The organism is Nocardia farcinica (assembly GCF_029867845.1).
Lineage (GTDB): Bacteria > Actinomycetota > Actinomycetes > Mycobacteriales > Mycobacteriaceae > Nocardia > Nocardia farcinica_A.
The window spans coordinates 1-13,299 of record NZ_JARWRU010000587.1; the positions used below are offsets into that span (position 1 = coordinate 1).

At 70.3% G+C, this 13,299-nt stretch carries 12 protein-coding genes; 6 read left to right on the plus strand and 6 right to left on the minus strand.

Annotated elements, in window-relative coordinates; all coding sequences use genetic code 11:
• Window positions 1-482 precede the first annotated feature (482 nt).
• The gene (locus tag QH283_RS12775; RefSeq protein ID WP_280503219.1) at window positions 483-2,252 is read left to right on the plus strand and encodes an acyl-CoA dehydrogenase; all 1,770 of its coding nucleotides are present in this window, start codon (window positions 483-485) and stop codon (window positions 2,250-2,252) included.
• A 292-nt stretch (window positions 2,253-2,544) separates the two neighbouring features.
• Window positions 2,545-3,798, plus strand: coding sequence for a cytochrome P450 (locus QH283_RS12780; protein ID WP_280503220.1), 1,254 nt, complete (start codon window positions 2,545-2,547; stop codon window positions 3,796-3,798).
• A 37-nt stretch (window positions 3,799-3,835) separates the two neighbouring features.
• Here the strand turns inward: QH283_RS12780 and QH283_RS12785 are convergent, their stop codons facing one another.
• The 4 genes from QH283_RS12785 to QH283_RS12800 form a co-directional block, all read right to left on the minus strand.
• On the minus strand, window positions 3,836-4,345 hold the full coding sequence (locus QH283_RS12785) for a hypothetical protein (RefSeq protein WP_280503221.1): 510 nt from the start codon (window positions 4,343-4,345) through the stop codon (window positions 3,836-3,838).
• A gap of 4 nt (window positions 4,346-4,349) precedes the next feature.
• The gene (locus tag QH283_RS12790; protein ID WP_280503222.1) at window positions 4,350-4,883 is read right to left on the minus strand and encodes a VOC family protein; all 534 of its coding nucleotides are present in this window, start codon (window positions 4,881-4,883) and stop codon (window positions 4,350-4,352) included.
• Between the two features lie 58 nt (window positions 4,884-4,941).
• The gene (locus QH283_RS12795; RefSeq protein ID WP_280503223.1) at window positions 4,942-5,739 is read right to left on the minus strand and encodes an SDR family NAD(P)-dependent oxidoreductase; all 798 of its coding nucleotides are present in this window, start codon (window positions 5,737-5,739) and stop codon (window positions 4,942-4,944) included.
• Window positions 5,740-5,862: 123 nt separating this feature from the next.
• Window positions 5,863-6,216: a VOC family protein gene (locus QH283_RS12800; RefSeq protein ID WP_280503224.1), complete on the minus strand. Its 354-nt coding sequence runs from the start codon at window positions 6,214-6,216 to the stop codon at window positions 5,863-5,865.
• 369 nt (window positions 6,217-6,585) lie between these two features.
• On the opposite strand from QH283_RS12800, the gene QH283_RS12805 reads away from it, so the two are divergent.
• The 4 genes from QH283_RS12805 to QH283_RS12820 all read left to right on the plus strand — a co-directional run bounded on the left by QH283_RS12805 (window position 6,586) and on the right by QH283_RS12820 (window position 11,412).
• A complete protein-coding gene (locus QH283_RS12805; RefSeq protein ID WP_280503225.1) occupies window positions 6,586-7,920 on the plus strand; it encodes a PAS domain-containing protein in 1,335 nt (444 codons plus the stop codon).
• Window positions 7,921-8,017: 97 nt separating this feature from the next.
• A complete protein-coding gene (locus QH283_RS12810; RefSeq protein ID WP_280503226.1) occupies window positions 8,018-9,196 on the plus strand; it encodes an acetyl-CoA C-acyltransferase in 1,179 nt (392 codons plus the stop codon).
• Between the two features lie 41 nt (window positions 9,197-9,237).
• Window positions 9,238-10,386, plus strand: coding sequence for an acyl-CoA dehydrogenase family protein (locus QH283_RS12815; protein WP_280503227.1), 1,149 nt, complete (start codon window positions 9,238-9,240; stop codon window positions 10,384-10,386).
• 105 nt (window positions 10,387-10,491) lie between these two features.
• Entirely contained in the window at window positions 10,492-11,412 is a 921-nt protein-coding gene (locus QH283_RS12820; protein WP_280503228.1) for an endonuclease/exonuclease/phosphatase family protein, read from the plus strand.
• 8 nt (window positions 11,413-11,420) lie between these two features.
• On the opposite strand, the gene QH283_RS12825 is transcribed toward QH283_RS12820, so the two are convergent.
• Complete coding sequence (locus QH283_RS12825; protein ID WP_280503229.1) at window positions 11,421-12,125, minus strand: endonuclease/exonuclease/phosphatase family protein; 705 nt, start codon at window positions 12,123-12,125, stop codon at window positions 11,421-11,423.
• A gap of 9 nt (window positions 12,126-12,134) precedes the next feature.
• A partial coding sequence (locus QH283_RS12830; protein WP_348538281.1) for a S8 family peptidase occupies window positions 12,135-13,299 on the minus strand: 1,165 nt, incomplete at its 5' end.

Genomic DNA, 13,299 nt, shown 5'->3' on the forward strand with positions numbered 1-13,299 from the left:
CCACCCCCCCCCCCCCCACAAACCGGGCGCCCGGGCCCGGGGGCCCCCAACCCCCCCCCCTCGGGGGTCCCCCCCCGGTCCCGCCGGCTGGCCTACCCCCCCCCCGGCCTCTCCGTCTGTGTCCGAGGTCACCCACCGCAACCATGCGCACATCACTTGCCCTGAACTTCCAAAGCTTCTGTGCAACAATGACTCCTGTGTCGCGAACGGTACTGGCTGGTTTCGCGCCACCACTGTCTTCGCAGGTCGCAGCACTTGCACCCCGCCCCTCCCCCTCCGAACGCGCAGGCCGCGGGCGAGCGGGCGCATCTGTCGACTTCCGTTGCCGCACAGCGGCGAAACAACCGTTCCGAACCCTTGCTACCCCGCCGCGACTCATTGGATCGGCCCGTGACCGGCACCGACGTGCCGAGGACCCCCCGGCGGCCGCCTGAGCGTTCCCCAGCGCTGGGCTGGGGCCGATAGATGAACCAGGAGCGATCATGGCTACGAATGGGCAAGAGGCACAGTCATCACTGGCCGATTTCCTTCGGCACGGCAGCTCGGAGTTCCATCAGCGGCTGCAGAAGATCCTGAGCAATCCGCAGTTCGCCGTCACCGACGCGCAGAGCCAGGAGCAACGGCGCCAGAACGCCTACGACCAGTTGCGCTACCTGGTCGGCGAGATCGGCAGCACCAGAGCGGTCGCCACCGACCTGCCGGAACTGTTCGCCGTGTTCGACTGGTCGGCGGTGCTGGCCACCGACCTGATCCCACTGATCTCCGGTCACTACAACCTCGCCTCGGGCAGTCTGGCCACCCTCACCGCGCCCGAGGCGGCCGCTCCCTATCTGGCCGACCTCGACGACGCCACGGCCATCGGCGTCATGCTGCTGACCGAGTACGGGTGCGGCTCCAACATCGGCTTCATGCAGACCACGGCCACCTGGGACGGCGACGGCTTCGTCATCAACACGCCGAACCCGAGGGCCAGGAAGTTCATGCCCAGCGTCGGAATCCCGGTGTCCCGTGTGTGCGTGGTGGGCGCACGGTTCATCGACGCGGCCGGCGTCGACCAGGGCGTGCACCTGTTCGCGGCGCGACTACGCGGCCCCGACGGCAACCCCGCCCCCGGGGTGACGATCACCCAGCTCGACCACCAGCCGCTGGTCATCATGGACAACTCGGTCATCAGCTTCGACAACCTGCGCGTCGACCGCGACGCCTGGCTCAGCAACGACCTTGCCACGATCGACGACAACGGCGTGCTGACCTGGCGCGACGCCACCAGCCGCAAGCGCGCGTTCCCCTCGGCCATCAGCCAGCTGACCGTCGGCCGCCTCGCACTGTCGTCCTGCCTGAACGCCTCGGCCCGCGCCGCGCTCTACATCGCCCTGAACTACGCGAGCAGGCGCCTGGTGCCGCTGACGCCGACCGACACCCCGGTCATGCTCGACATCCCGCACGTGCGCGACACCCTGATCACCGACCTGGCCGGCACCGTCGCGCGCACCGTCTTCGGCAACGCGATCAAGACCCAGCTCGCCGAAGCCGATCTCACCCACCGCGACACGGTGGTGTCGGTGATGTTGGCCAAGCACTTCATCCAGCTGCACGCGCTCGACACGGTGACCCACAGCCGCATCAAGATGGGCGCGCAGGGCATGTTCAGCGCCAACCGGATCGCCGACTACCTCGGTGTCTGCCACGCGGCCATCACCGGTGAGGGCGACTGCCACGTGCTCGGCTCGGTCGCCGGACGCGTGCTGGCCAAACAGCTGGCGGGCAAGACCCCGCCGGAGCCCGTCCCGCACGATCCGGCCGATCCCGCCGACCGCAGGCGTCTGTTCGGCGCCCGCACGCTGACCATCGTGCAGGAGGCGCAGGCGCACCTGGCCACCTCGGAGCTGGCCGACCGCCTCGCGGTCATCCCCGAGGCGCTCGAGCTGGCCGAGGCCTACTGCGCCGAGGAGGCCCTCGGGCTGCTGGAGAACGACACCACCCATCCCGAGATCGCGGCCGTGCGCGAGGTCTTCGCGCTGCACTACCTCGATCAGCACGCCGCCTGGTATCTCACCCGAGGCCTGATCGACGCCGCCGCGGCGCGCACCGTCAAGGAAGAGCTGCGCAAGGCCATCGACACCGTGGTCGAGCACCTGCCCGCGCTGCTCGACGCCTTCGGCTTCGACGACGAGATCCTCGGCGCCCCCGTGCTGTCGGAGGATCTGCCCGCCGCCTGGGAGTCGCGCATCCGCGCGCTGCAGAGCGCCTGACCCCGCCCGCGCACCGATCGACGGAGCCCTCGGCATCTGCCGGGGGCTCCCCGGCGCCAGCGCCGGAACACCGCGTCCGGCAGTGCCGTCGAACTCCCGGCAATCCCGCCGCCACCGCCGTTCAGGGCCCCTGACCAGTGGACCGATGCCGTGCGCCCGCTGCGGCTCTCGCCTACAGTATTCTCCGCAAAGACCAACGCGCGCACACGCTCTGAAGCCGCACGACCGAACCGAGGCGCCCGACCATCGCCTCGCCGCGCCGCGTTCCCGCAACCGAGATCGAGGAGATTACGTGCATCTGCAACACCCACTCCAGGGTGCTACCGCTGACCCGAAGCGGTCGATCGAGGTCACCGGTCCCAGAATCCCCATCTACAGCGAGGAATTCGCGGCCGACCCGCACGGGGCGTACCGCCGGATGCGCGAAATGAACTACGGCCCGCTGGTGCCGGTGGAGATGTGGCCGGGCGTGCCGGCCACGCTCGTCATCAAATACAGCACGGCGGTGCGCATTCTCGGCGATTCCGCCCACTTCCCGGCCGACCCGAGCGTCTGGCAGAAGACGGTGCCCTCGGACATCCCGATCATGCCGATGATCGAGTACCGGCCGAACGCGATCCGCACCAGCGGCGCCGAGCACGCCCGCTACCGCAGCGTGCTCAACCACGCCCTGGCCGGCATCGACCTGAACTCGGTGCGCACCGCGGTCGAGTCCTCGGCCGTGCCGATCGTCAACACCTTCTGCCGCGACGGCCGCGCCGACGTGCTGAGCCAATACGCGCTGCCGCTGGTCTTCTCGGTCTTCTGCCAGATTCTCGGCTGCCCCCCGGAGATCGGCGAGCGGGTCGCCAAGGCCAGCGCCGCCATGTTCGACGGCGTCGACACCGAGACGGTGAACACCATGATGGGCGAGGCGCTGATGGCCCTGGTCACCCTCAAGCGCACCCATCCCGGCGACGACGTCACCACCCGCATGATGCAGCACCCCGCCCAGCTGACCGACGAGGAGATGGTGCACCAGCTGGTGCTTCTGTTCGCCGCAGGCGTGGAGCCGCCGGTCAACCTGATCGGCAACACGCTGCTGCTGATGCTCACCGACTCCCGGTTCACCACCGGTGAGCACGGCCTGCCGTTGTCCACCAGGTCGGCGCTGGAGGAACGCCTGGCCACCGACCCGCCGATGGCCAACTACTGCATCACCTACCCGCGCCAGCCCATCCTCGTCGAGGGCGTGTGGCTGCCCGCCAACCAGCCGGTCATCATCAGCATGGCCGCCTGCAACACCGACCCGGAGATCAACACCGGCGAATACCTCGACAACGGCTGGAATCTGGCGTTCAGCACCGGTGACCACGCCTGCCCCGCCCAGGCCCGCCCCTACGGCCTGCTGCTCGCCCAGGACGTCATCGACCACCTGCTGGACACCCTCCCCGAACTGGCCCTCGCCGTCCCGCCGGCGGAACTGGTGTGGCGGCCCGGCCCGTTCCACCGCGCCCTGTCGGCCCTGCCGGTCGTCTTCCCGCCCACGGCGCCGCTGCCGGTCTAGTCGGGCAGCGGGCACACGACCGCCGCCGCCCGGACGATCACGGACGTCGGGTGCGGACGATGATCCGTGCCACGCCCGCCAGACAGGCCGCCACGGCGACGGCGATGAGCACCACCGGAACCGCGGCGGGCACCGTGACGCCGGTGGCGATCAGGCCCGAGGTCACGACGAGCACGGTAGGGACGGTGAGGATCGCCGCGCCGGCGTATTCCAGCCCGGATGCGACGATCTCGTCGAACTCCGGGCGATGGGCCTCGTCGGTCCAGTGGGCGTGCGCGGCTCGGCTCGGCAGGTTGATCGCCGAGGCGGGCAGATGTGGCAGCAGCCACCGCGCGCCACCGAACACCGCGGCGAGCAGGCAGGTCGTCACCGTCATCGCACCGGCGAAACCGGCCACGGAATCCCAGCGTTCGACCTCGCCATCCGCGCCGAGGCGGCCGGGCACCCGGTCGACGTCCGCCAGCAGCAACCAGGCCACCGCGACCGCGAAGGCCAGCAGCGACAGCACGAGGCAGCGGCGCGACAGTCCGCTCGAGCCGGGACGCACGCCGTCATTCGCCCTTCGCGCGAGCGGCCAGGCGGGCGTAGAGGTGGCGGTCGGTACGCGGGCCGCCCGGAGTGCGCGGGCCGTAGCGCTCGATCTCGGCGTCCAGGTCGAGCGGGCGGGTCGCAGCGACCGGCGGCACGAGTTCGGCCTCGACCAGATGGTCGGGCACCAGCCAGGTGATCTCGAACTCGATGCCGTCGGGGTCGCGGCCGTAGAGCGCCTTGGTGGCCGCGTGGTCGGCGGCGCCGGTCAGGCAGCCCGCCGCGCGCATCCGGTCGCGCGTGGCGGCCATCTCGGCGAGCGTCTCCACCTCCCAGGCCAGGTGATAGAGGCCGACCGCGCCGTCGGCCGCGCGGGGGCCCGAGGCCGGGAACAGGCCGAGGTCGTGGTCGTTGGCGGAATTCGCGCCGCGCAGGAAGGCCACGCCGGGATGGTCCAGCGGCAGTTTCTCGAATCCGAGCACCGTGGTGTAGAACTCCACGCTGCGTGCCACATCGGATACGAACAGCACCGCGTGGTTGAGTCCTCGCACCGCCATGGTCACCCTCCTGGATAGCACCTCGGGGCCGAGCCGAGCCCCGTTCCAGGCTACGTGCTCAGTAGTACACCGGCCCGGGCACACCGCCGCCCGCCGCGATCGCGTCACCGGTGATGGCGACGCTGCGTGGCGAGGCGAGGAAGGTGACCACATCGGCGACCTCGCTCGCGTCGACGACCCGGCGCAGCGAGTTGGTGGCCAGCTCGGCCTCCAGATCGGCCACCGGCACGCCGGTCTCGGCCGAGCGGGCGGCGAGCCGGTCGGTCAGTCGCTCGGTGCGGGTGCGTCCCGGATGCACCACGGTGACGTTCACGCCGTGCGGGCCGAGTTCGTCGGCGAGGTTCTTGGTCAGCGCGGACACGCCGACATTGCGGACGGTCTGGGCGATCGAGTTGGCCTGGCGCGCACCGAGTCCGCTGATGTTGATGATGCGGCCCCAGCCCTGGGCGACCAGGTGCGGGGCCACCGCGCGGGCGGTGCGCAGGTAGCCGAGCACCTTGATCTCCACCTCCCGACGAACCAGCTCGTCGGAGGTGGCGGCGAGATCGGCGGGCGAGCCCGCGCTCCACGGGGTGGCGGCCGAGTTCACCAGGATGTCGATCCGGCCGAGTTCGGCGACCGCCCGCGCCACCAGGGCGCGCACCTGCCCGTCGTCACCGGTGTCGGTGGGCACGGCGAGCACCCGGCCGCCGGTCTCGGCCGCGATGGCCTCGGCCGCGGCGGCGAGCGGTTCGGCGGACCTGGCGGCGATCACCACGTCCACGCCCTCGGCCGCCAGACCGCGCGCCACCGCGCGTCCGATGCCCTTGCTACCACCGGTGACGATGGCCCGCTTGCCCTTCAGCTGTAGATCCACGCGGCATACGGTAGTCGTCGGTCGGCGGAGGTTCGCCGGTCCGGCTCGAGCCGATCCGAATCCGCCCGCGGCGAGGGCGGCGACGGTGCCCCAGCTGCGGATGCTGTCGCCGGGCGGAGCGCGCTATCGGGCCAGCGGGCTGTAGAAGACGATGCCGTTGCCCTTGTTGTCGAACACCACCGCCCTGCGCTCGTGCGCGTCGTCATAGGGCCCGGTGACGATGCCGCCGCCGGCGGCCTCCACCGCTTTCGCGGCGGCGTCGACGTCGGCGGTCTTCACTCCGACCACCACCTGGCCGGGAATCGGGTGGTCGACGGCGGTGGCGAGGGCGAGCGTGACCGGGCCGCCGTCGAGCGCGGCGAAGTGGGTGCCGTCGCGGAACTTCAGCGACATCCCCAGGGTCTTCGTGTAGAACTCGAGCGATTCGTCCAGATCGTCGGTGGACAGGATGACCATCTTGACTTCGTGCTCGCTCATGGAACCTCCTGTGGTCGAAGGGTCGACGTCTCGGCGAGGCCTCGCGTCGGGGGCGATGCTAGTCCCGATCGGCGGTCGCCGGAATACCTGAACACCCCGAACGGCACACCAGGGGACATCCGATTGCCGGCACGCTGCCGACAGCCGACCAAAGTCCCCATTTCGGGGGACTCACGCCCCTGTTCCGCTCGCCGCCCACATCCGCGCCGCAGGCGAATCCCCGTCCTTACGAAGATCTTTCGGGTCCGATGCGGTCAGGATCACCATTCCACCCCGACAGTCGTCGCTGACTGTTGCCCTACGATCGCCCCCGTGCTGTCCTTCGCTGAGAGTGTTGCGATCCAACCGACTTCGCCGATCCCGGTCGGCGTGGTGCCGTTGGGTCCGACGGAGCTGTTCTTCTCCACCACCGATCGCCGCGGGGTGATCCGTCTCGGTAACTCGGTGTTCGCCCGGGTGTCGGGCTACACGCTGGAGGAGATGGCCGGCCGGCCGCACAACATCGTCCGCCATCGCGACATGCCCGCCGGCATGTTCCGGCTGATGTGGGATCGCCTCGGCGACGGCGGGCCGGTCGGGGTGTATGTGCGCAACCGCACCAAGGCGGGAGCGTCGTACTGGGTCTTCGCGACGATGAGTCCCGTTCCCGGTGGCTATGTCTCGGTGCGCATGGCGCCGTGCAGCCGGTACTTCGAGCTGGCCGAAGACCTCTACACCCATGCCAGCGGCGCCGAACGGGCGGCGATCCGGGCCGGCTGCGACCGGCGCGAGGCCGCCACCCAGGGGGCGCTCGGCCTGGAGGAGGCACTCCAGCGGCACGGCTATCACGACTACGACGAATTCATGCAGGAGGCGCTGCCCGCGGAGATCACCGCGCGCGCCCGCCTGGTCTCGGCCGCCTCGCTGCGCCCGAACGCCCACGGCCCCATCGCCGAGGTGCTCACCGGGACCACGTCGGTGGACCGGATGCTCGCGCGGATGGTCGGGCGGCTGAGCGACTACCAGCAGCTGTGCGACCGGCTCATGACCGCCGCCGTCCAGGTCACCGACATCACCCGCCGTATCGACCGATCCGTCGCGGCGGCCAGGGAGGCCTCCACCGGTGTCGCCGAGGAACATCCCGACCTGCTCAACATCGCCCGTGTGATGGGCGAACCCATGCGAGACGCGGTCGCCGTCCTCCAGCACCTGCGCCCGGAGCTGGACCGGCTGCGGGCCGCGGTGACCGAGCTGCGTTTCCGCATCTCCCTGGCCGCCCTCTACAACAGCATGGTCGCCGCCTTCGCCGACGAGGTCGTCGACGGCACCGCCCCCGCCGACACCCTCGCGGCCGTCCCCCTGCTGTGCGACGCCACCGCGATGGGGCTGGCGGGCATGGCCGAGCAGACCCTTGCGGTCAACGGGCAACTGGCCTCCGTCGCCCGGCTCACCGACGAGGCGAGCACCGCCCTCGACCGGTTCCGCCGCTTCATCGGCCAGTGGCGCCTGCGCGTGCTGCGGCACCGGGCCGGTGCCGCGATCGGCGACAAGCTCGGCCCCATCGACACCGAGATCGCGGTGAGCTGGCAGTGGATGGAACTGCTGCACGATCTCGGCCGCGAGTTCCACACCTGCACGGTGACCTTCGATTTCCACGCGCTCGGGACGCAGCTGGTGACCATCAAGGGGGCCGCCGCCCGCTGCGTCACCGACCGCGCCGTTTAGGATGACGTCCGACTATTGGATGACCACGCAGATGAGCGGCGTCTCGTGCCAAGCGCCGGTCGTCCCGAACTGCTGAACAGATGAAGGAGAAACAGCAGTGAGCAGCAGCGTCATCGTGGCGGGGGCGAGGACCCCGATCGGCAAGCTGGCTGGCGCGCTGGCCGCCCTGACCGCGCCCGACCTCGGCGGGCGGGCCATCGCCGCCGCGATCGAGCGCTCCGGCCTCACCGCCGCCGACATCGACGCCGTGGTCATGGGCACCGTCGTGCAGGCCGGTGTCGGCCCGAACCCGGCGCGTCAGGCCGCGGTGGCCGCCGGCCTGCCGATGACCGTTCCGGCGACCACCGTCAACAACCTCTGTCTGTCCGGCCTGGAGGCCGTCATGCAGGCCGACCGGCTCATCGCCACCGGCGCGGCCGAGGTCGTCGTCGCGGGCGGCATGGAGTCGATGACCAACGCCCCCTATCTGGTGCGCGGCGCCCGCACCGGTCTGAAGTACGGCGGCACGAACTTCGAGGACGCCCTCGATCGCGACGCGCTGACCTGCGCTTTCGACGGCATCTCGATGGGCGCCTCCACCGAGCGCTACCAGGCCGCGGAGAACATCTCCCGCGCCGAACAGGACGAGTTCGCCGCCCGCTCGCACCGCCTGGCCGCCGCGGCCACCGAATCCGGCCGCTTCGCCGACGAGATCACGCCGGTGCAGATCGCCTCCCGCAAGGGCGCCGTCACCGTCGCCGCCGACGAGGGCATCCGCGCCGAGACCACCGTCGAGTCGCTGGGCACGCTGCGCCCGGCGTTCGCGAAGGACGGCACCATCACCGCGGGCGCGTCCTCGCAACTGTCCGACGGCGGCGCCGCGGTCGTGGTCATGCGCAAGGACCTCGCCGAGGCGCGGGGCATCACATGGCTGGCCGAGATCCGCGCGCACGCCCTGGTCGCCGGCCCGGACACCTCCCTGCTGCACCAGCCCGCCAACGCCATCGAGGCGGCGCTGAAGCGCGACGGCCGGACCACCGTCGCCGATCTCGACCTGCTGGAGATCAACGAGGCCTTCGCCGGCGTCGCCATCGCCTCGACGCGTCGGCTCGGCGTGGACCCGGAGAAGGTCAACATCCACGGCGGCGCGATCGCGGTCGGTCACCCGGTCGGCATGTCCGGCGCGCGCATCGCCCTGTCGCTGGCGCACTCGCTGAAGGCCGCAGGCGGCGGCACGGGCGCGGCCGCGCTGTGCGGTGGTGGCGGCCAGGGCATCGCGATGATCCTGTCCGTGTAGCGGCCACACACGAATCCGCATCCGATCTACGAAGGCGATACATGAAGAAATACGTTCCCACCTGGCACGACGACGAGGTCCGCGCGCTGTCCGAGCTCGCCGGACAGTTCTTCGAGCGTTCCGTCGTCGCGCACCGGGAGAAGTGGGACGCCCAGCGGCGCATCGATCGCGAGGTGTGGCTGGAGGCGGGCAAGCTGGGCCTGCTGTGCTGTTCGATCCCGGAGGAGTACGGCGGCGGTGGCGGCACCTTCGCCCACGACCTCGCGGTCTTCGAAGCGCAGGGCTACGCGGGCGACCTGTCGCTCGGCATCTCCGTGCACAGCGGCATCGTGCCGCACTACATCCTCGAATACGGCACCGAAGAGCAGAAGCGGACCTGGCTGCCCGGCATGGCGACCGGCGAGATCCTCGGCGCCATCGGCATGAGCGAGCCGGGCGCGGGCTCGGACCTCAAGGCCATCAAGACCACCGCCGTCCGCGACGGCGACGAGTACGTGATCAACGGCTCGAAGACCTTCATCACCAACGGTTCCTCGGCCGATGTGATCGTCATGGCGGTCAAGACCGACCCGAAGGCGGGCGCCAAGGGCATCTCCATGCTCATCGTCGACCTGCGCGACCAGCCCGGCTTCTCGGTCGGCCGGGTGCTCGACAAGGTCGGCCAGCACGGCGCCGACACCTCCGAGCTGTCGTTCACCGATGTGCGGGTGCCGGTGACCAACCTGCTCGGCGAGCGCGAGGGCCTCGGCTTCGGCCAGCTGATGGCCCAGCTGGTGCAGGAGCGCCTGATCATCGCCGCCCAGGCCGTCGGCGCCACCAAACGCGCCGTCGACGACACCGTCGCCTACAGCAAGCAGCGGGAAGCGTTCGGCCACAGCCTGTTCGAATTCCAGAACACCGCCTTCGAACTGGCCGAGTGCCAGACCATCGCCCGCACCAGCGAGGTCTTCCTGGACCACTGCATCCAGTCGCACGTGCGCGGCGAACTCGACGCCGCCGAGGCCGCCATGGCCAAGTACTGGCTCACCGACAAGCAGTGCGAGGTCATCGACCGCTGCGTCCAGCTGCACGGCGGCTACGGCTACATGCGCGAATACCTCATCGCCCGCATGTACGAGGACGCCAGGGTGCAGCGCATCTACGGAGGCACCAACGAGATCATGAAGTCGATCATCGCCAGGGAGCTGTAAGCCCTCGCGAACACCGCGCCCGGCTGGCACCGAATCCGGTGCCCGCGGGGCGCCGTCGAAATACCCGTCTTGTCACCGAACCGATCGCGTCACAACCTCGATCACATGGCGCGAACGGTGCGGGTGCGAAACCTCGGGGCAGATCTGGGCAGACTCGCTGTCCACGAGTCCACGTGGAAAGCCCAGCAGGAGAAGCTGTCGTGGGCGGCAGACACGATCAACTCGGCGGCGAACAGGGCGCTCGGCACCGACGTGTGGGCGGGCCCCGCCGCGAACCGGTACGACACTCACCGCCGCGAACTCGTGGCCGACCTCGACGACTGTGCGGACGCGGCGGGACAGATCGCGGACGCGATCGGGGCGTGCATCGCGACCCTGCGTTTCCACCAGGGCCTGCTGGACGCGGCCCGAGCGGCGGTGGAACCGCGGGTGCGCCACTACACCGACGACGACACGATCGTCTTCCTCCCCGAGGACGACGAACAGGGCCGACTGGTCGACGATCTGGACTCGACCTATTACCAGGTCAGGTCACGAGCCGATTCGGCTCTGAACCAGCAGCACGGGATCATGCAGTCCGCGGCGAGCCGACTCGAGGCCGCGAAGACCAGGTGGTCGCGGCGGACGCTGCGGATGCTGAACTGGAACATCCAGCAGGGCGGCGACGGCAACAATCTGTTCTCCTTCGGCCAGGGCACGCAGACGCACGATATGGACGAGATCGCCAGGCGGATCGCCGACGCCGATGTCGATGTGGTCACCCTGCAGGAGATGTTCCGCGATGGCGCCGAGGCACTCGGCCGTGAACTCGACAAGCTGGCGCCTCCCGGGGAGAAGTGGGAGGTCCACTTCGGCCCCGCATCGGAACGAACTCAGTGGTATTCCCCGCTGGGCGACCGCGAGTTCGGCAACGCGGTGCTCGTGCGGGTCGGCGACGGTGTGACCACCGGCGATGTTTCGGTGACCGACCTCGGCCCCGGCGACGAGCCGCGATCGGCCACCCGAGTTCGGATCAACGTCGACTGACGCAGGCGCTACCAGGCGGGCAGTGTCACATCGACCTGCTGCCCGTCGTGGTCGGATTCCTCTCGCTCCCAGCGCTCGGCAGGTGTGGAGCCGACCCCACGGGGCAGGATGTGGTCGATCGGGATATTGCTCGCCGAGGTGCCACCGCGACCGTCGTCGATCCTGCCCGCATCGACGTCGAAGCCTTCGGCGCGGAACTTCTGGATCTGCTGGGCCGAGTCGCCGTTGCCGATGGAGGTCGCGTTGAAGTCGCCGCCGATCACGACATTGCCCATCGGTCCGTTGCTGAAGAGTGCGCGCAGGCGCTCTATCTGACGCGCCTGCAGCTCGCTGTGCTCGCCACCGTTGCTCAGATGGACGCTCACCAGATCGAAGCCCTGCCTGTCGGATTGCAGCAGTCGCTCGGCGTTCCCGGCGTCCATGGAGCCGTAGAGCGAGATCGCGAACTCCATCCGCTCGGCATCGGCCTCCACAGTGCCCGAGAACGCCTTCATCACGGCTTTCACGGCAGGCAACGCTGTCCATTCGTGCAGCGTCAGCACCATCGACCCGGCACTGGTGTTGCCGAAGACGCGGTCACCGCCGTAGGCCGACGCCTGCGGCCCCGGCACCGCGTCCGACAGAATGCGCGAGCCGTGATCGAGCGCGGTCACCGCACGCCTGACCTCCCCCTCGAGGGTCCGTAGCTCGTTCAGATCCACTTTCACTCTCATCCGCCGAGGCTAGCGATCGGACGACCGGCCCGGCGATCCCGAAAAATCGTGGGCACACGCCTTCAGCGCCCCCAGCGCATCCACCCGCCGGAAATCCAGCCCGGTGTGGCGCACGTTGTCGTGTTCGTCGTCGCCGTCGTTGATCCACACCGCCCCCTCGCACAGCCACCGGCGCACCTCCGCGACGGACGGCAGCCGTCCGGTGGTCTTCAGGCAGAAGTCCTGGAGCAGCAGCACCACCCCGGCGACCACTGGGGTGGCCTGGCTGGTCCCGTGCTGCACGGACTCGCCGGTGTCATCAGCGATCCCGGAGGAGGTGGTCGGCGCGCCGGGGGCGAAGATGTCGGTGGCGCACTCCCCGCCCCTGCTCTCGTGCAGGCGCTGGGAGAAGGGGGTGATGTGGTCGGGCCCGCTGCGGAAGGCCTTCGCGCCGGACAGGTAGCCGAACGGACCCACATCGGAGTCGTAGACGGAGCCGACGCTGAGGGTGTGGCGGAAGATGGCGGGATAGCTCATGCCCTGGGCGCTGTCGTGGGCGAAGAAGTCGTTGCCCGCGGCGACGCAGCAGGCAACGCCTGCCTCGGTGAGCTCGGCCATGGCGCGGCCGACGGCGTCGCCTGCCAGGTCGCTGTCGGTGACGCGGTTGTCGGAGGCGCCGAGCGACATGCACACCGCGGTGATGCCGAGCCGGGCGCGTTCGGCGAGCACCCAGCGCAGGGCGTCGCGGATGGCGGCGAACGAGCCGTCGCCGGTGTTCGACAGCACTTTGACCGGCACGACGCAGGCGCGCGGTGCGATGCCGACGTGCAGGTCGCCCGCGCAGATGATGCCCGCGACGTTGGTGCCGTGGCCCTGGCCGTCGGTGGCGTCGCCGGGGTCGCCGCCGTTGTCGCGGGTGAAGTTGCGGCTCGCGCGGACCCGGCCCGCGAAGTCGCGGTGCGTGGTGCGCAGGCCGGTGTCGAGCACGGCGACAGTGGTGCGTCGCCCGTCGACCCCGAAGGCCACGCGGGCTTCGGTGGCGCGGACGAGCGCGTCGACCTGGACGAGTTCGGCGCTGCTGGTCTCCCGTTGCAGCGGCGCCGCGGCCCGGGGGGGCCCGGGGGGCGGGGGGGGGGGGGCGGTGGGGGGGGTGGGGGGGGGGTTAGGGTGGGGGGGGGGGGGTTTAGAGATGGGG

Coding starts and splice junctions, on each gene's coding strand:
- QH283_RS12775 (WP_280503219.1), top strand. CDS start 483: ATGGCTACGAATGGGCAAGAGGCACAGTCATCACTGGCCGATTTCCTT.
- QH283_RS12790 (WP_280503222.1), bottom strand. CDS start 4,883: ATGGCGGTGCGAGGACTCAACCACGCGGTGCTGTTCGTATCCGATGTG.
- QH283_RS12800 (WP_280503224.1), bottom strand. CDS start 6,216: ATGAGCGAGCACGAAGTCAAGATGGTCATCCTGTCCACCGACGATCTG.
- QH283_RS12815 (WP_280503227.1), top strand. CDS start 9,238: ATGAAGAAATACGTTCCCACCTGGCACGACGACGAGGTCCGCGCGCTG.
- QH283_RS12820 (WP_280503228.1), top strand. CDS start 10,492: ATGGCGCGAACGGTGCGGGTGCGAAACCTCGGGGCAGATCTGGGCAGA.
- QH283_RS12825 (WP_280503229.1), bottom strand. CDS start 12,125: ATGAGAGTGAAAGTGGATCTGAACGAGCTACGGACCCTCGAGGGGGAG.